This is a genomic window from Flavobacterium fluviatile (assembly GCF_010645065.1).
In the GTDB taxonomy this organism is placed as follows: Bacteria; Bacteroidota; Bacteroidia; order Flavobacteriales; family Flavobacteriaceae; genus Flavobacterium; species Flavobacterium fluviatile.
In genome coordinates, this window is sequence record NZ_JAADZW010000038.1 from 1 (window position 1) to 19040 (window position 19040).

Consider the following 19040-nt stretch of genomic DNA (forward strand, 5'->3'; position numbering starts at 1 on the left):
AAGAAGTTTCCTCTCGGTCATACAAATATAAAAAAAATAGTAAAATAAATTAGGAACTAAAGATAGTACCTAGGGCATTTGGGGTAAAAAGGTGTCTAGTATCCTAACAGGTTTCCAAAACCTGTTAGGTATTTAATTTTTTTAAAGTTCAGTTTTCGATTTAAATTTTTCGGTACAGTTTGTCATTCCGAGGAACGAGGAATCTTCGTTGCAATATCGACACAAATTGACATTCTTTGTAGAGCTACTTTCGAAGATCCCTCGTTCCTCTGGATGACAAACTGTGTGGTTAAGGGATTATGATTTCTACTGAGTCTTAAATACCTACAAGGTTTTTGAAAACCTTGCAGGAGAAAAACCTTAGAACCTTAGCATCTTTAGCGAAGCGTATCAAGAGCCACATTCAGCTCCAGAACATTCACCGTTTCAGGGCCAACCACAGCCGGATTAATTTTAGACTCCACCAAAGCTTTTACTTTAGCTTCAGCTAAATTTCGTTCTTTGGCCACACGTTTTACCTGAATTAAAGCACCCTGTGGAGAAATATTCGGATCTAAACCGCTTCCTGATGCCGTAACCATATCTGAAGGAATATCAGATTTCTCTAAATAAGGATGAACTAATAAAAGTGTATCAATTCGTTTTTGAACCAAAGCCAGATAATCAGCATTGCTTGGCCCTTTGTTGCTTCCGGCACTTCCCGCAGCGTTGTAATCAACAGCCGAAGGTCTTCCCCAGAAATAATTCGACTTATCGAATTTTTGACCAATTTTTTGATATCCGACAACTTTGCCGTTAACGATTATAGTTTGTCCTTTTCCTTGATTTGGAGACAACTGACCTATTCCGTAAATAGCCAAAGGATAAATAACTGCGAACAAGATTAAAGTAGCCACAGTAAGTTTTATTATAGAAAATAGATTTTTCATTTTTTTTGAGATTCTAAGGGACTAAGTTGCTAAGGTTCTAAGTTTTTTTTCAGAAGCTTAGCAATCTAAAGTCTGTGTTTTTTATTTGAGTTTTTAAAGATTCCTGAATTTTATGATTCTAAGAGAAAAACCTTAGCCCCTTAGAATCTTAGCATCTTAGAACCTTACATAAAAAGTGCTACTAGTAAATCAATAACTTTAATTCCGATAAATGGAACAATCAAACCACCTAAACCATAAATCAAAAGGTTTCTTTTAAGAATCGCACTCGCTCCAATTGGTCGATAATCGACACCTTTTAGCGCAAGCGGGATCAGGATCGGAATGATAATCGCATTGAAAATTACAGCCGATAAAATCGCACTTTCAGGACTGTGCAGATGCATAATGTTCAAACCTTGCAATGCCGGAATTGCCGTAATAAAAAGCGCAGGAACAATCGCAAAATATTTCGCAACGTCATTGGCAATCGAGAAAGTAGTCAACGTTCCCCGGGTCATTAAAAGCTGTTTTCCAATTTCAACAATTTCGATTAGTTTTGTTGGGTCATTGTCCAGATCGACCATATTTCCTGCTTCTTTTGCAGCCTGTGTTCCGCTGTTCATGGCAACACCCACATTGGCCTGGGCAAGTGCAGGAGCATCATTTGTTCCGTCGCCCATCATGGCAACCAGACGACCTTCGGCTTGTTCTTTTCGGATGTAGTTCATTTTATCTTCCGGTTTTGCTTCGGCAATAAAATCATCTACTCCGGCTTTTTCGGCAATAAATTTAGCCGTCAACGGATTATCACCCGTAACCATAACCGTTTTGATTCCCATTCGGCGTAAGCGCTCAAAACGTTCTTTCATTCCGGTTTTAATGATATCCTGTAATTCGATAACTCCCTGAATTTCGTTGTTTTTAATGACCACCAAAGGTGTTCCTCCGTTCGAAGAAATTGTGATTACCTGTTGCAAAGTATCTTCAGGGAAAGTATTTCCGGCTTGTTCTGCGATTTTTTTAGCAGCATCCTGTGCACCTTTTCGAATGTTGGTTCCATCTTTTAAAACCACGCCAGAAGTTCTGGTTTCAGCAGTAAATTTGATGGTGTGTGAGATGTCAGAAGTCGTTTGTAAAAAGCTGGCTTTGGCTTCATTTTTCACCTCGATCATTTCACTTAGTTCTAAAATACTTTTTCCTTCTGGCGTATCATCAGCAAGCGAACTTAAAACGGAAGATTTAACGAAATCTTCGAATGAAATGCCTTTTGTTGGGTAAAAATTAGTTGCTTTTCGGTTTCCAATAGTAATTGTTCCCGTTTTATCCAAAAGCAATACGTCAATATCTCCGGCAGTTTCAACCGCTTTACCTGATTTTGTGATCACGTTGGCACGCAAAGCTCTGTCCATTCCCGCAATTCCGATTGCAGAAAGCAAACCCCCAATTGTGGTTGGAATCAAACAAACGAATAGAGCAATAAAAGCAGCAATAGTAATAGGAGCGTTGGCATAATCGGCAAAAGGTTTTAAGGTTACGCAGACAATCACGAAGATTAAGGTAAAAGCAGCTAACAAAATAGTCAGCGCTATTTCGTTTGGTGTCTTCTGACGGCTCGCACCCTCAACCAAAGCAATCATTTTATCAAGAAAGCTTTCGCCAGGTTCTGAAGTTACTTTTACTTTGATTTTATCAGACAATACTTTTGTTCCTCCCGTAACAGACGATTTGTCTCCGCCCGCTTCACGAATTACTGGAGCACTCTCTCCGGTAATCGCACTTTCGTCGATGGTTGCAAGTCCTTCGATAATTTCCCCGTCGGCAGCAATTAAATCGCCTGCTTCGCAGATAAAAATATCGTCTTTTTTTAATTGAGAAGAACTGATATCTCTGATTTCTCCATTTGGAAGGATCTGTCTGGCAGGAGTTTCTTCACGGGTTTTTCTTAAACTGTCGGCCTGGGCTTTTCCTCTCGCTTCGGCAATGGCTTCTGCGAAATTGCCAAATAAAAGTGTTGTGAATAAAATAAGGAATACAATTAAATTGTAAATAAAACCGCCCTGATCAGTCGCGCCCATTAAGATGGAAACGCAAACGGCAAACATAATGGCAGTTCCAATTTCTACGGTAAACATTACCGGATTTTTAATCATCATTTTTGGATTCAGCTTTACAAAAGACTGCAATAAAGCTTCTTTTACCTGTTTGCTTTCAAACAATGATGTGGATTTATTATTAGTCATTTCTTTATATTTTTAGTTGACTTTTTCTAAACACATAGAAACATAGGTTTTACTTTGAGGAAAAGGCGTTTCACTTGCATCAATACACATAGTAGAGCTATGTGTTAGAAACTTGTTTCTTTATTATTCATTTTTTTTAGTAAAGAAAAAATTATGCTTCTATGTGTTTAAAATATTTTAAGCATTGAAAAATGAGTTATTATTTTAAAGTAAAGTATTCTGCCAATGGACCTAAAGCCAGTGCAGGAAAGAAAGATAGCGCCGCAACAATAGCGATTACAGCAAAAATCATAATTCCAAAAATGGTTGTATCCGTTTTTAAGGTTCCCGCACTTTCCGGAATGTATTTTTTGTTGGCTAATAAACCAGCAATTGCCAAAGGTCCAATGATCGGAATAAATCTGCTTAACAGTAAAACAATTCCGGTTGTGATATTCCAAAACGGATTATTATCGCCCAAACCTTCAAAACCAGAACCGTTGTTGGCAGCGCTCGACGTATATTCATATAACATTTCAGAGAATCCGTGATTGCCAGGATTATTTAACCAGCCCGTAGCATTTCCGCTGAACCAATAGCCCAACGCAGTATCATTCGCAGTAAAATAAGAAGCTAAAGCTGTTCCTGCTAAAATTAATAATGGGTGAAGAATAGCAATAAAAGCAGCAATTTTGACTTCTCTTGCTTCGATTTTCTTTCCTAAAAATTCGGGAGTCCGCCCCACCATTAAACCAGAAATAAATACAGCAAGAATAATAAAAATGTAAAAATTGAGATAACCCACACCGCATCCGCCGTAAAAAGCGTTGACCATCATGGCCAATAACTGCATCGCTCCCGAAACCGGCATCGAGCTATCGTGCATGCTGTTTACAGAACCTGTAGAAATCACCGTTGTGGCAATACTCCAGAAACCTGAGATAGCAGGACCAAAACGGACTTCTTTTCCTTCCATGGCTCCAGTTGTCTGTGTGATTCCCATTTTTGCAATAGCAGGGTTTCCGTTGATCTCGTTTGATATTGTCGGAATTACCAAGAGTAAAAATCCAACGGTCATGACTCCAAAAACGATATAAGAGAATTTTCTTTTGTTCAGGAAAAAACCAAGCGCAAAGATCATCGAAAAAGGAATAATCAACTGAGCAACAAGTTCAATAGTATTTGTTGTATAATTTGGGTTTTCAAACGGATGCGCAGAGTTCACTCCAAAGAATCCGCCTCCGTTTGTACCAACATGTTTAATAGCGATAAAAGCGGCAGCTGGTCCACGAGAAACTTCAACCTGATCACCTTGTAAAGTAGTGATTGTATCTTTTCCTTCAAAAGTCATTGGAGTTCCGCTGAAAACTAAAGCAATTGCTACAATTACTGAAAGAGGCAATAAAATACGGGTACAGCTTTTTACAAAATAATTGTAGAAATTGCCCAGTTTGTCAGTTGTTCTTTCGCGCATAGCAGTAAAAACCATTACCGCTGCTGCGATTCCAACACCAGCCGAAACAAATTGTAAAAACATCAACACCATTTGGGACAAGTAAGAAAGGCCACTTTCGCCAGAATAATGCTGTAAGTTGCAGTTCACTAGAAATGAAATGGCGGTATTAAATGCCAAATCAGGTGTCATCGACAGATTATTATCTGGATTTAAAGGTAAAGAACCCTGAAAAAGCAGGACAAAAAAGCAGATAAAGAACCAAAGCATATTGATGCTTAAAAGTGCTTTGAGATGCTGTTTCCAGTTCATTTCTTCAGCCGGATCAATACCACTGATTTTGAAAATAAATTTTTCAAATGGATTGAAAATCGGGTCAGGAAGTGTTTTGTTTCCCAAGAAAACTTTAGCAATATATTTTCCTATCGGAATGGCTAAAATAATAGTAAGGATAAAAATTCCAATGACACCTATTAATTCTGTATTCATATTTTGTTTATTAGAAATTATTTAATTTTTGGGCATTTATAAAAATAGAACAAGCAATAAAAAGGCTAAAGCCCAGGCTGTACAAGCATATACCAATGGCAGATTTTTATTTTTATAATTGGACTTTTTCATTTTTAAAACTTTTCAGGTTTGATTAGTACATAAACCAAATACACGAAAACGGCGATTGAAACAATAAAGAGTGCAGTCATGATTTAGATTTTTTCGAAGAATTCAACACAGAGAAAACAAACAGCAAACAGTAAAACAGCCAGCCCGGATAAAAGAAATGTGATCATAATTATTTTTAGAATTTAGATTTGTAATAGGAGAGAGGTAAAATGTAATTTGTAAAAATTGAATGTGGGGGCATATCACAAATTATATTTCATATTAAATTCCTGAAGCATTAACCTGCTTGATATATTCTGCTTTGAGCGTTTGCGGAAAAAGATGCGAAATATTGCAGTGTCGCATTTCCATAAATGACGAAACCGAAAAGACATACACGTTTGAAATAGCATTTTTAGTTTCAATGCTTCCGGTAATAAATAACCGTTCAGCAAGTGCCAAACATTTTTTAGCCCGAACGATATTGCCGCTGATGATATTTTTTTTAGTTATCTCGGCAAAGCGTTCAGCTTGTTTGTAAATAGAATTAACCTGATTTTTCATGAGAAGAATTTTTAATGTTCTTCCTCTTTATGCCAAAATATATTCCGAAAATGTATTGTAGAGTGTAAGGTGTTGTAAAATAAGAATTTATTGTTTTATGCCGAAAATCAGGCATAAAAAAAGCCTATCAAAATGATAAGCTTTTATTGAAATGATAAGATGATTTACAAATCAGAGATTGGAATTTGGATTTTAAATTTTGGAATTTTCTATCCCATATTCTTCAATCTTTCTATACAAAGTCGCAATTCCAATTTCCAACAATCTGGCCGTTTCTGCTTTATTCCCCTTCGTATAATTCAAAACCTTTTGAATATGCAGTTTCTCAACACTTTGCATCGAAAAAGCCGACATTGGTTTCAAATTATTTTCCGTTTGATATTGCATTTCATAAGGCAGAACATCCGATGTTAAAGTATTGCCATTGCTCAAAATAACCGATCTTTCGATGACATTTTTAAGTTCGCGGATATTTCCCGGCCAGGAATAATTTTCCAGTTTCTGCAGAAAATCATCCGCAATATCTAATGCTTTTTTATTCGTTTTTTCAGAAAATTGTTTAACGTAATAATTCGCCAAAAGGGGAATATCTTTTACTCTTTCCCGCAAAGAAGGCAGTTTGATTTCGAAAATATTCAAACGGAAATACAAATCAGAACGGAAACGATGTGCTTCACTTTCTTCTTTTAAATCTCTGTTTGTAGCTGCAATTAATCTGAAATTTGATTTTTTGGGAGTCGTGTCTCCAACAGGAATATATTCACTGGTTTCTATAACACGCAGTAATTTCGCCTGAAGATCAATTGGCATTTCCCCAATTTCATCTAAGAATAATGTGCCGCCATTTGCTTCTTCAATAAACCCTTTTTTGTCTTTTAAAGCTCCTGTAAATGCGCCTTGTTTATGACCGAAAAGTTCGCTCTCTAAAATTTCCTTACTGAAAGTGCTGCAATTTATAGCCACAAAAGATTTTCCTGCCCGATTGCTGTTTTCATGAATTGCCTGAGCAAAAACCTCTTTTCCGGTTCCTGTTTCGCCTGTAAGTAAAACAGTAGAATCTGTTTTGGCAACTTTTTGTGCGAGATCAATAACTTGTTCTATTCCTTTTGATTTTCCTATAATGGTAGAAAAAGAATACTTATCATTAATTCGTTTTTCTAACTGTTGTACTTTTTTCTGCAATTGTACTTTTTCTACAGCTTTATAAAGAAGCGGAATAATTTTATCATTATCATCCCCCTTCACTATATAATCAAAAGCGCCGTTTTTCATCGCCTGAACGCCATCCGGAATATTTCCGAAAGCCGTCAGCAGGACAACTTCTGTTAATGGATAACTGCTTTTTATGTTTGTAACAAAATCGACACCGTTTCCGTCAGGCAGTTTTACATCACACAAAACAATATCAATATCCGTTTGCTCCAGTTTTTTAAAACCCGATTTTAAATCTTTCGCTTCAAAAACTTCAAAACCTTCTGATTTTACAATGCGTGCCAGCAGACTTCTTAGCTTTTCTTCGTCGTCTATAATTAATATTGTATGTGTCATTTGCAGAGATGCTAAATCAAATTTTGGTATTTGATGTACAAATTTAGGTTTAAAATCATTTAGGTTTGAAGTTTTAATTTGAAAGTTAGAAAACATTTTAAATATTATAATTCAATTAACAGTACATAATTTAGCTTTCATTTTAAATGAATTAATTTTGTAAAAAGATATTTATTTACATGAAAAATCCAATTTCACTCTCCATATTAGAACTCGCTATTATCAATAATGACAGCAACGCTACTGAAACATTAAATAAAACAAAAGAAATTGCCCAGCTAACCGATGCTTTGGGATATAAAAGGTTCTGGCTTGCCGAACACCACAATATGGCGCATGTAGCCAGTACTGCAACTGTAGTTTTGATTGGATATGTAGCCGGTCAGACTCAAAATATCCGTGTAGGTTCGGGTGGAATCATGCTGCCCAATCATTCGCCTTTAATCGTAGCAGAACAATTTGGAACTTTAGAAACATTGTATCCGGGCCGAATAGATTTAGGTCTGGGAAGAGCTCCCGGAACCGATCAGCCAACCGCAGAAGCTATCCGAAAAGATTTCTTTGAACAGGCACAGCGATTTCCGCAAAACGTATCCAAATTACAGGAATATTTTTCGGAAGAAAATGCTACAGCAAATGTACGTGCCTTTCCTGCCGAAGGGACAAAAGTGCCTATCTGGATTTTGGGTTCAAGTATGGAAAGTGCTTCTTTGGCGGCGGCTTATGGTTTTCCTTATGCTTTTGCAGGACATTTTGCACCACGTCAGATGTATCAGGCATTCGAATTTTATCGAAGTAATTTTCAGCCTTCAAAATTTCTGGATAAACCGAAAACTATGGCTTGCGTAAATATTATTGCTGCTGATACCATTGAAGAAGCTGACCGATTATCAACAAGTTTATATCAGATGTTTTTGAATTTAATTCGAAATGACCGAAAAGGACTTCAGCCGCCTGTGGATTCTCTGGATGATATTATGAGCGAAGAAGAACGTTTTCACGTCAATCAGATGATTGCCGGCTCTTTCGTAGGGACAAAAAAACAACTGGCAGAAGATTTAAAAAAGTTTATTGACTATTCCCGAATTGATGAGGTGATGATTACCAGTCCAATTTTTGATCACCAGTCCAAATTGAAGAGTTTAAAACTTACTAAAGAAGTAATTGATGAACTTAATGAAGAAAAGAAAAATTATAACTAAAAAAGAGAGACAAATGTTGACTGTCCCCAATGCAGTCCCAATAAGTCTCCCTTTTTCTTTATAATTTTAATTTTCCTTCAACACCAACATCTGCTGTATTTCCAAACAATGCTGAGCCTGCCATTTTAAGCAGTGAAATAACTTTTCCGTCTTTCGTGTCCCAGTAATACGCATCTGAAGGGGTTACTTTTATAACTGTAACGTTCGGATCATTTTTGCCTTCTTCAAACCAGGCTTTTGCAACCGGTGACCATAATTCGTCAATTATCGATTGATCTTTATATATGGATGCAGCACCGTAAATCGAAATATACTGAGAACTCGAATTATTGGCAAAAAACAACTGAACCTGATTGTCTTTCAGAATTTCAAAATTCTTGTTGCTGTTAGCTGAACTGATAAACCACAAATTTCCTTCATCATCTATATCCTGAATGCTCATCGGTCGTGACTGAAGAGGTGTTTTTGTTAATTCAGTTACAAAAATTCCTGTTTTAATTTCTTTTACTAATGAAATTATTTTTTCTACTGCTTCTTTATTATCTAAATCTTTATGCATGATATCTTAATTTTAGGGTTAATCCAAATCAATTTTTTCTGATGTCCAGTCTACGGCCAGCATATAATCTTCTTTTTTGAATCCTTTGAATTCTCCCGGCATAATTCTATTGAAAACTTTAGTGAAATTAATCATTCTCTGGCAGTCCGTTACAATAGCGGCTCTTGTCCATTTTGTAATGTTTCTAAAGCTGAGCAAGGATTCGTGAAGCCAGGCTCCTAAAGTAAAATCAGTTGGAGAATTATCAAAAAATAATAAATAATTTAATTTCGGGGTTTCATGGATTAAAAGACGCACTTCTGATTTAACAAAATCAACATCGCCTTTCACTACGTGACCAGCTGTTTTAAAACCAATCATGTTTTCTGGTAACTCCTTAATTTTTTCAATCATAACATTTAAATATTTGCAGGTTAAATTCATTTTTCACAAAAATACAGTACAGGTAAGCTTTTAGGTTTATGTAAAAAGCTGATTATCTTACATAATTCCAATGCGCGCAAAATTTTCCGATTAGATGGTTTTAGAAATACTAAAGCATTTCTACTCAAAAAAGTATTAAATTAGCTATCATTATAAAATGTAAATCCAAATTATGCTTAAGAGAATTTTAGTTGGTGCCGGGATTGTAGTTGCCATTATTCTGGCTTTCAAATATTGTCAATTCAAAAAAGACTATGATGCCGGAATTGAGTATAATACGAATCTTATTCAACAGCAAATCTTAAATGTTGGAAAGCTGGTAGTTACTGAAGGGCATTTTTCTGAAGTAATCACGTATAAAAACCAACAGAAATATTTCATGAATATGATTTCATTTGAGAAAAAAGCACTTGTGGTTGTAAATGCAAATGTTACGGTAGCCTACGATTTGCACAAAATGAAATATGATATTGACGAAAAAAACAAAACCATCACAATTCTCAATATTCCTAAAGAAGAAATTACAATCAATCCGGATATTAAGTTTTATGATGTGGAGCAAAGCAAACTGAATCCTTTCACCGGAGAAGATTACAATAAAATCAATAAATCCGTGAAAGCCAATCTGGCTAAAAAAATCGATAAATCTACACTTAAAACAAACGCCCAAAACCGATTAATAAGTGAATTGTCTAAGATTTTAATCCTAACAAATTCTATGGGATGGAAATTACAATATAATGGAAAAGTGATTGAATCGGAAAGTGAGCTTAATCAGGATTTGAAGTTGTAATTTTAAGGTATTAGGATATTTTTTTTACAATCTTGTCATTTCGACGGAGGAGACTCGAGCGATAGCGAACTGGCGAAGCAAATCACACTAGAAGCTCCGCAATCAAAATCGTCAATCTTTGTTGAATTCCGGGTGTGACTTCTCCTCCGTCGAAGTGACAAAAAACTTAGAAAATGATAGAATTATTTAAAGACTATGTTTAATACTCAGGAAGGTTTTCATTCATATTATGTTTATATCCTCACAAATAGTTATCGTTCTACTTTCTATATTGGAGTTACCAATAATTTAAAATTAAGATTGCAACAGCATAAAGAAAATTTAGAAACTGCTAATAAAACTTTTGCTTCGAAATATGGTTTAAAATTCTTAATTTATTATGAAAAGTTTGTTTGGATTCAGGAAGCCATTTCCAGAGAAAAAGAATTAAAAAAATGGAGAAGAGAAAAGAAAATTACACTAATAAAGGACTTTAATCCAAAATTAGAATTTCTAAATTATCATTTCGACTCAATTTAATTGATCTTTTGTGTCATTTATACGGAGGAGACTCGAGCGATAGCGAACTGGCGAAGCAAATCACACTAGTAGCTCCGCAATCAAAATCGCCAATCTTTGTCGAATTTCGGGTGTGACTTCTCCTCTGTCGTAGTGACAAGCAATGAATGTTGGCTTTGCAAAAAAAAATGCGACTTCGCGTCTTTGCGAGTCCACATCTTCATCAAATATTTTAAACCGCTTCCTTATCAAAAATCAAGTCAAGTCCACCTAAGATTAAATGTGCTATTTCAGGACGTTTTTCTTTTAATCGTGCCAAATAATCCAGTACTTCCTGTAAAAGCTGTTTTTCGTCCGAATCTTTTAAAAGTTCTGTTATTTCAACAGCAAGCAGCCAGTCGTTAGGGTGATTGTTTTTTAATTTTTCAAAAACCAAATGTAGTTCAGATTTAGCATCTTTGTTATTTCGGATATTTCGAACTGTCGAATATAAAATTTCCAGATCATCACGTTCGTCTGTATGTTTAGCCTTAATGGTTGTCGTTTTAGGAACATTATTAATAAGGTCAAAACTATTCACATCAGCCGGACCTGAAAACGCCGAAACCACTTTTTTACCAATTGCCATATCATAATTTCCCCATTCCGGCTGGAACAAAAAGGTTTCACCATGCGTTACGGTACAATTTCTAAAACTGATCAGAATAATTTCTCCGTGTAAATTTCTGGAACCGGTGATGATTTCGCCTTCCACAATAATATTGCCTTCAAATTCCAGTTTTACAGTTTCGTTTTCGACAATGCTGTAAGCCTGTAAATCCTTCGGACTCATATCTTCAATTGCCAGATTAAAGCCTTTTAATTTTCCGATCGGACTGCCAAATCCGTGTGGATGCGTCAAAGTTCCGTGACCCACCAATTCTTTTTCACGGTACGATAAAGCTGTTTTTCCGGTTGTCTGAATGTAAACCGGTTTTCCTTCTTCTTCAATAACATCAGTGAAAACACCTGAAATTTGCAGGCCGGTACTCAGCTCAATTGTTCCCAAAGCATTGGATTGAATAAGTTTTTGAATGCCAGACAAGCCTCCTGTTCTTAAAGCCATTTTATTGGCAAATTCTTCTAAAATCAAACTTAAATGCGAAAAAGTGGGCGTTACATACAACTGGGGTTGCAGCTGCGTAATATCAAAATTCTGATTGGCAGCCGAGATATTATAAGGGATTTTCTTCACATTATCGGTCATACAGTGGGCACTTTCGCCAATTGAGGAAAGGAGTCCTGCACCATAAATTTTAGGATTTTCAACCGTTCCGATCAAGCCATATTCAACCGTCCACCAGTGTAAATTTCGAATCTGGGCCATTTCAGATAACTCGCCCATATTATTTTGTAAATCGGCAACCGCTTTTTCGGCTTCATCGATTTTTTCCTGTGGTGTATCTTCGGCTTCTTTCAAAATCGAAAGCAGTCGGATCGCTTCATACATCTGATAGTCTTTATGGGACGAAATCGCTTTACAGCCAATTTCTCCAAAGCGTCTTAAATATTCAGCATATTCAGGATTAGCAATAATAGGAGCGTGGCCGGCACCTTCGTGAATAATATCCGGTGCAGGTGTATATTCGATATGTTCTAATTGTCTGATATCCGAAGCAATAACCAAAACATTATACGCCTGAAATTCCATAAAAGCATTGGGCGGAATAAATCCGTCAACCGCAACGGCAGCCCAGCCAATTTCGGTCAGGATTCGGTTCATGCCGTACATGCTCGGAATAGCGTCAATCTCGATTCCGGTTTTTTTCAAACCATCCAGATAAGAATGATGTGCTACTTTTGACAAATAATCCACATTTTTACGCATCACATAACGCCAAACCGCCTGATTAATGGGAGTATAATCACTATAATCCTGTGGTTTGATGAATTGCTTTAAATGTTTGGGCAATCTTTCTAATAACGGATTTGTTTCAATGTTCGGATTCATTTGGAAAAAAAGGTAGGTTGAAATGTAAAATTACAAATTTGAAGTATTGAATACGCCTTTTTTAATATTTAATTTTAATAATAAGAGTGTTTTGTTAGAGAATTATCAGTTTTTAGTTGTTTAGCGTTTTTGAAGTCAATTGTTGAAGGCAGATTATCTGCTTAAGATAAATCAGACATGAAAAAATAACAATAAAATACTTAGTTTTACAAAAAGTATATTTAGGTATTTACAAGTATGAAAGTTTTTTTGATCATTTTAGCAATAATAGTTCTGGGGTTTTTAGGAATTAGATATTTTTTATTTAGAATAGGCGATCCGGTAAACAGCAAAGTGTCGGATTCGTATTTTTATCATTACAGAAAAAATTTGATTGTGCATTCGCCAATGGGTAATTGGTTTGAGTTGGGGTATTTTGAATCTGATGCAGATGTAGAATCTTTTCAGCCCATAAACAGGGACTTTGGAAAAGATAAAGAGCATATTTTTTGGAAAGGAAGAAAACAAGATGTTGATTATGTCACTTTTGATGTAGATGATTCCGGAATTATTAAGGATAAAAATCATGTTTATACAACTAACGGAAAAGAATATAATTTTTTGGGAATTATAGAAGGAGCAGATCCTGAAAGTTATCAGCTGCTTGATCAGTCACTTCCGGATCATAAACGCATTAGCTGGTTTAAGGATTCTAATGCAGTTTTCTACAGAAGTAAAAAAACAGAGGGAGATCCTGCAACTTTCAAACCTTTAAATGATGGAATAGCAGTTGATGCGAATTTTATTTATTCAATTATTAACGACAGAGGAGAAGGAATGTATGCACATGATGTAGATGAAGTCATTCGGAAACACAAAAGAATGGAAGGAGAAATCAAAGTTATTAACGATACATACGTTCAAATAGGAAATGCGGTTGTTTCTGCTTTTACGAAAGATGAATTTACGATTCATACTTTCGAAACTATTAAAAACACGAAAGAAATCGATTATTTTACGGTAGTAGTTAATGATACCTTAATCTACAAAGGAACAGAATATCCTGAAATTGATATTGAATCTTTTGAATCTTTAGATTATGGCTACTGTAAAGACAAGGCGAACCTATATTATAACGGTAAAAAAATAATTGGAGTTAGCTTTTCTGGATTTGAAATTATTGCTCCTGATTATTCCAAAGACGATCAGCATGTGTATTATAAGGATGCCGTTGTAAAGAATGCCAATCCAAAAACATTCAAAAGGACTTCTGAAAATGATGTTTGGGAAGACGGAACAAATAAATTTAGAAACGGTAAGATTATAAATTAGCTGTGTCCGCCGTTTCTAAAATATTCTATTTTGTAATTGAACATGAAGGCCATATTCGCCGCACGGACTTTGGCTTCTTCTGCTAATTTTCCAACGAATAAGGAATCAACAGTTGAAGTGAATATTTCCATCCAGCGGTCAAAATGAGATTGGTTTACAGGCAGTTGTTTGTGTGGTGGAAAAGGGCTTCCGGAATAAGTATGTTCTTCCAGTAAAATAGTCTGCCAGAAACGGTACATTTTTTCCAGATGCTCAGGCCATCTTCCCATCATTTTTTCATTAAAAACAGGTCCGATTAAATCGTCATTCTGTACTTTTTCATAAAAGGTATTTACTAAAAGTTTAATGTCTTCTATGTTTGAAATATCCTGAAGTGCCATGTTTTTTTTAATTAAATTTTGAATTGCAAAAATACGATATAAGGTCTTTTTTATTTCCTGACATTTATCATAACAACAGATTTGTTTATCCAATTAACTGGGTAAACAAATTAGGATTGTCATTGAGGTATTGAAATTCAAAGCCGTTTTTAGTCATATTCAGTTTAATATTGAGAATGTCTTTTTTGTTTTTCAATTCTAACCCAACGACAACAGAACCCATTTCACGGCTCGTTTTTTTAGCAAACTGAAAATATGTAATATCATCATCCGGTCCTAAAATGTTGTTTACGAATTCTTTTAAAGCACCCGGACGCTGCGGAAACTGAATCATAAAATAATGCATCAAACCTTCGTAAAGCAAGGAACGTTCTTTTATTTCGGCTGTTCTTTCAATATCATTGTTGCTTCCGCTGACAATGCAGACTACATTTTTTCCTTTAATTTTATCTTTATAAAAATCCAAAGCGGCAATTGTCAAGGCGCCGGCAGGTTCAACGACCATAGCTTCTTCATTGTACAATCGTAAAATGGTAGTGCATACTTTTCCTTCGGGAACCAGAATGATATCTTCTAAATTATATCGGCAGATTTCAAATGTTTTGTCTCCAACTTGTTTTACAGCCGCACCGTCAACAAATTTATCGATCGTTTTTAAGGCTGTATTTTTGTTTTCTTCAATCGAAGTTTTCATCGAAGGAGCGCCTTTTGGTTCAACACCGATTATTTTGGTATTCGGGCTTAAATGTTTAAAAACTTCAGATAAACCGGAAGCCAGTCCGCCGCCGCCAATCGGAACAAAAACATAATCAATAGATTCTTTATAAGTTTCAAGAATTTCCAAAGCAACCGTTCCCTGGCCTGCAATTACCTTTTCATCATCAAACGGATGAATGAATATTTTATGATTTTTGATGGCATCTGCAGTGGCTGAGGCATAAGCATCATCAAAAGTATCTCCTGTGAGAACAATATCAACAAACGATTTTCCGAATAATTGTACTTGTTTTACTTTTTGTTTCGGAGTGGTTTTAGGCATGTAAATTTTGCCTTTTATATGCAGTAAATTGCAGGAATAAGCAACTCCCTGAGCATGATTTCCGGCACTGGCACAAACTACTCCAATTTGTTTTTCAGCATCGGTTAACGAAGAAATTTTATTGTAAGCGCCTCTGATTTTATAGGAACGGACAATTTGTAAATCTTCTCGTTTTAATAAAATATTCGATTTAAATTCGTCCGAAAGATTTAAATTTTGGGTTAGAGGAGTGGCAGCAACTACATTTTCTAATTGTTTTTTGGCATTAAGGACTTCGTTAAATAGATTCATAATGGTTTCTTTTTTTGCCACGAATTACACGAATTCACACTAATTTGTAAAAGAAATTAATTCGTGCTAATTCGTGCAATTCGTGGCGATTTAAATAAAAAAAACCTCCCGTTTTGGGAGGTTCTTATAAATTATATTTTACATACTTATACAACACCTCGCCATTATTGCTGAATTGCAATAATGCTAATAATAGCGATAATAATGTTAGTATAGTTTGTCATTTTATTTTGTAAAAGAAGCAAATATAATAATTATTTTTTTGCCTGTTTTACCTGAGGAGGATATTGAGCTAAAATTTTGCTTACGAATTCAGCAATTCTTTCATCTTTCTTATCGATGTTTCGGGTTAAAACACCAATTCCTTCTCCCTGCCAGATCATTTCTTTCTTTTTGGCATCAATCAGATCAATAAACAAAGTGCCTTCAGTACTAGTGGAAACAGTAGTTTGATTTGGTCCATACATCATCCATGGATTCCATCCCCATCCCCAACCGTAACCCCATCCGGCGCTAAATTGGTTTACATCAACCTGTTCTCTTGATTTCGTAAAAATATTTACTAATAAGTCAGGATTTTCACTTTTCGTAAAGCCTTTTGCCTGTAGTTCACTTTCTATTGCATGAAGGATACGTCTTTTATCCAAATCAGAAATCTCGACTTTATCAATTCCGGGTTTGAAGAAGGCGTATGTTTTATAAGGCGTAAAATCGACATTTTTGTCATAATCAGAATAAACAGTAACACTGCTGCATGAAGTAAGGATCAGTAGCAGTAAAATCGGAACTAATTTGAAAGTTTTCATAATTTTTAGAATTAAATGTTTTGTTTTATAGTAAGCTTTCATCAACCATATTGGGTAAAGTTACTTTCAAAAGCGGCTGAATCTCCATGGCACGTTTTATTGCAAAAACAGCACCTTGGTTGCGAGCCCAGCTTCTTCTTGAAATTCCGTTGTTTACATCCCAGAAAAGCATTGAAGCTAAACGTTTTGAAGCCTCTGTAGAGCCATCAAGAACCATACCAAATCCGCCGTTTATGACCTCTCCCCAGCCAACACCGCCGCCATTATGAATCGATACCCAGGTTGCGCCTCTGAAGCTGTCTCCAATCACGTTATGAATCGCCATATCGGCAGTAAAACGGGATCCGTCATAAATATTTGAAGTCTCTCTGTATGGCGAGTCGGTTCCCGAAACATCATGGTGATCGCGGCCTAAAACCACAGCACCAATTTCCCCTTTTGCAATCGCCTGATTAAAAGCTTCTGCGATTTTGATTCGGCCTTCAGCATCAGCGTATAAAATACGGGCTTGAGAACCTACAACGAGTTTATTTTCCTGTGCACCTTTAATCCACTTAATGTTATCCTGCATTTGTTGCTGAATTTCATCAGGAGCCGTTTCAGCCATTTTTTCTAAAACTTCGCAGGCAATCGTATCCGTTTTCAACAAATCTTCAGGGTTTCCGGAAGTACAAACCCAGCGGAAAGGCCCAAATCCGTAATCGAAACACATTGGTCCCATAATATCCTGAACGTAACTCGGATATTTAAAATCGATTTTATTTGCTGCCATTACATCAGCTCCTGCACGGGAAGCTTCTAATAAAAAGGCATTTCCGTAATCGAAGAAATAAGTTCCTTTTGCAGTGTGTTTGTTAATGGCATCGGCGTGACGACGTAATGTTTCCTGAACTTTTTCTTTGAATAATTCCGGGTTTTCAGCCATCATTTTATTGGCATCTTCAAATGAAATTTCAACCGGATAATAACCTCCAGCCCAGGGATTATGAAGCGAAGTCTGGTCTGAACCTAAATCAATTTTAATGTTTTCCTGATCGAAACGTTCCCAAACGTCAACCACATTTCCCAAATAAGCGATCGAAACCGTTTCTTTATTGGCTTTTGCCGAAGCGACTCTTGCGACCAGTTCATCTGTTGAGGTTACAACTTCATTGATCCAGCCCTGTTCGTGGCGAATTTTAGTAATCTTCGGATTTACTTCGGCGCAGACTGTAATGCATCCGGCAATATTTCCTGCTTTTGGCTGCGCGCCGGACATTCCGCCAAGACCAGAAGTTACGAATAAGCTTCCTGCCGGATTTTGTTTTATTTTTCTGAAACCATTCAAGACCGTAATCGTAGTTCCGTGCACAATTCCCTGTGGGCCAATGTACATATAACTTCCTGCGGTCATCTGTCCGTATTGTGAGACGCCTAAAGCGTTCATTTTTTCCCAATCGTCAGGTTTAGAATAGTTTGGTATCACCATTCCGTTGGTTACCACAACTCTGGGTGCTTCTTTATGCGAAGGAAATAAACCCATCGGATGGCCTGAATACATGGTTAAAGTCTGCTCATCTGTCATTTCAGACAAATACTGCATCGTTAATAAATATTGCGCCCAGTTCTGGAAAACTGCTCCGTTTCCCCCGTAAGTAATCAATTCGTGCGGATGCTGCGCTACTGCATAATCCAAGTTGTTCTGAATCATGTGCATAATGGCTTTTGCCTGCAATGATTTTCCCGGATACTCCTCAATTGGTCTTGCGTACATTTTATATTCCGGACGAAGACGATACATATAAATACGTCCGTAAGTCTCTAATTCTTCTGAAAATTCAGGAATCAATTCGGCGTGATGTTTTGGATCGAAATAACGCAAAGCATTTTTCAGAGCCAGTTTTTTTTCCTCTGCCGAAAGGATTTCTTTTCGTTTCGGAGCATGATTGATGGCTGGATCGTAAGCCTGCTTTGGTGGCAGTATTGAAGGGATTCCTTGTTGTATTTGTTCTTTGAAAGTCATTTTTTTTAAGGAGCTGAGTTGCTAAGCTTTTAAGTTGCTAAGGTAGCTTTGTTAGATTAACAACAGATTCATTTTTTGTTTCTAAATAATACCATAATCATCCACAAAAAGCTCAAGCGGAGCGAAATAGAATTGGAAATTATCTAATTTTCAAATTGGCACATTTTCTAATTAAAGAAACTAAGGATAGCGGATATCCGACCTGTGATAGGATTTATGGATTGTAATCCTAAATTTTCGTGTGCGAATATCCATTTATAATTTTAGATTTAGATTTAGATTGGAATTTGGACCCGAACGATAGCGAACAGGCGAAGCAATTTTAAAAATTGCAATTTAATTGAATTATCTAATTTTCAAATTGGCACATTATCTAATTAATTCAAGTTGCTAGTTGGGATAGCATAAAAAAACAAAGCAGAGGTTAAGTAAATTTGTTTTGCGAACCAAT

General features: G+C 36.1%; 17 protein-coding genes. 4 read left to right on the plus strand and 13 right to left on the minus strand.

Features of this window, described 5'->3' with window-relative positions:
- Positions 1 to 377 precede the first annotated feature (377 nt).
- The 6 genes from GXM17_RS20420 to GXM17_RS20445 form a co-directional block, all read right to left on the minus strand.
- Positions 378 to 929 (minus strand): K(+)-transporting ATPase subunit C, encoded by a 552-nt coding sequence (locus GXM17_RS20420; RefSeq protein ID WP_163401369.1) that lies wholly within the window; start codon positions 927 to 929, stop codon positions 378 to 380.
- Positions 930 to 1093: 164 nt separating this feature from the next.
- Entirely contained in the window at positions 1094 to 3151 is a 2058-nt protein-coding gene (gene kdpB / locus GXM17_RS20425; protein WP_163401370.1) for a potassium-transporting ATPase subunit KdpB, read from the minus strand.
- 199 nt (positions 3152 to 3350) lie between these two features.
- The gene (gene kdpA, locus GXM17_RS20430; protein WP_163401371.1) at positions 3351 to 5072 is read right to left on the minus strand and encodes a potassium-transporting ATPase subunit KdpA; all 1722 of its coding nucleotides are present in this window, start codon (positions 5070 to 5072) and stop codon (positions 3351 to 3353) included.
- Between the two features lie 134 nt (positions 5073 to 5206).
- A complete protein-coding gene (gene kdpF, locus GXM17_RS20435; protein WP_073489533.1) occupies positions 5207 to 5284 on the minus strand; it encodes a K(+)-transporting ATPase subunit F in 78 nt (25 codons plus the stop codon).
- 181 nt (positions 5285 to 5465) lie between these two features.
- Positions 5466 to 5747, minus strand: a complete 282-nt coding sequence (locus GXM17_RS20440) for a DUF7674 family protein (protein WP_163401372.1) — start codon at positions 5745 to 5747, stop codon at positions 5466 to 5468.
- Between the two features lie 192 nt (positions 5748 to 5939).
- Positions 5940 to 7295 (minus strand): sigma-54-dependent transcriptional regulator, encoded by a 1356-nt coding sequence (locus tag GXM17_RS20445; protein WP_163401373.1) that lies wholly within the window; start codon positions 7293 to 7295, stop codon positions 5940 to 5942.
- 179 nt (positions 7296 to 7474) lie between these two features.
- Between GXM17_RS20445 and GXM17_RS20450 the strand changes: the two genes are divergently transcribed.
- Positions 7475 to 8497, plus strand: a complete 1023-nt coding sequence (locus GXM17_RS20450) for an LLM class flavin-dependent oxidoreductase (protein ID WP_163401374.1) — start codon at positions 7475 to 7477, stop codon at positions 8495 to 8497.
- A gap of 58 nt (positions 8498 to 8555) precedes the next feature.
- Here the strand turns inward: GXM17_RS20450 and GXM17_RS20455 are convergent, their stop codons facing one another.
- Together GXM17_RS20455 and GXM17_RS20460 are read right to left on the minus strand one after the other, a co-directional pair.
- Positions 8556 to 9056 carry a pyridoxamine 5'-phosphate oxidase family protein gene (locus tag GXM17_RS20455; protein WP_163401375.1) on the minus strand — a complete coding sequence of 167 codons (501 nt, stop codon included), beginning with the start codon at positions 9054 to 9056 and terminating at the stop codon, positions 8556 to 8558.
- 18 nt (positions 9057 to 9074) lie between these two features.
- Entirely contained in the window at positions 9075 to 9479 is a 405-nt protein-coding gene (locus GXM17_RS20460) for a SpoIIAA family protein (RefSeq protein WP_244307450.1), read from the minus strand.
- Positions 9480 to 9651: 172 nt separating this feature from the next.
- Here GXM17_RS20460 and GXM17_RS20465 point away from each other — a divergent pair, with 172 nt between their 5' ends.
- Complete coding sequence (locus GXM17_RS20465) at positions 9652 to 10272, plus strand: DUF4230 domain-containing protein (protein WP_163401376.1); 621 nt, start codon at positions 9652 to 9654, stop codon at positions 10270 to 10272.
- A 195-nt stretch (positions 10273 to 10467) separates the two neighbouring features.
- A complete protein-coding gene (locus GXM17_RS20470) occupies positions 10468 to 10791 on the plus strand; it encodes a GIY-YIG nuclease family protein (RefSeq protein ID WP_163401377.1) in 324 nt (107 codons plus the stop codon).
- Positions 10792 to 11002: 211 nt separating this feature from the next.
- Here the strand turns inward: GXM17_RS20470 and GXM17_RS20475 are convergent, their stop codons facing one another.
- Complete coding sequence (locus GXM17_RS20475) at positions 11003 to 12760, minus strand: aromatic amino acid hydroxylase (protein ID WP_163401378.1); 1758 nt, start codon at positions 12758 to 12760, stop codon at positions 11003 to 11005.
- A gap of 237 nt (positions 12761 to 12997) precedes the next feature.
- Between GXM17_RS20475 and GXM17_RS20480 the strand changes: the two genes are divergently transcribed.
- Positions 12998 to 14071: a DKNYY domain-containing protein gene (locus GXM17_RS20480; protein WP_163401379.1), complete on the plus strand. Its 1074-nt coding sequence runs from the start codon at positions 12998 to 13000 to the stop codon at positions 14069 to 14071.
- On the opposite strand, the gene GXM17_RS20485 is transcribed toward GXM17_RS20480, so the two are convergent.
- From GXM17_RS20485 to GXM17_RS20500, 4 genes are all read right to left on the minus strand, one after another.
- Positions 14068 to 14451, minus strand: a complete 384-nt coding sequence (locus GXM17_RS20485) for a group III truncated hemoglobin (RefSeq protein WP_163401380.1) — start codon at positions 14449 to 14451, stop codon at positions 14068 to 14070. The two genes, GXM17_RS20480 and GXM17_RS20485, sit on opposite strands and share 4 nt — an antisense overlap.
- Before the next feature lie 85 nt (positions 14452 to 14536).
- Positions 14537 to 15781 carry a threonine ammonia-lyase IlvA gene (gene ilvA, locus GXM17_RS20490; RefSeq protein WP_163401381.1) on the minus strand — a complete coding sequence of 415 codons (1245 nt, stop codon included), beginning with the start codon at positions 15779 to 15781 and terminating at the stop codon, positions 14537 to 14539.
- A gap of 254 nt (positions 15782 to 16035) precedes the next feature.
- Positions 16036 to 16587 (minus strand): DUF4136 domain-containing protein, encoded by a 552-nt coding sequence (locus tag GXM17_RS20495; protein WP_163401382.1) that lies wholly within the window; start codon positions 16585 to 16587, stop codon positions 16036 to 16038.
- Positions 16588 to 16612: 25 nt separating this feature from the next.
- The gene (locus GXM17_RS20500; RefSeq protein WP_163401383.1) at positions 16613 to 18589 is read right to left on the minus strand and encodes a urocanate hydratase; all 1977 of its coding nucleotides are present in this window, start codon (positions 18587 to 18589) and stop codon (positions 16613 to 16615) included.
- Positions 18590 to 19040: the final 451 nt, after the last annotated feature.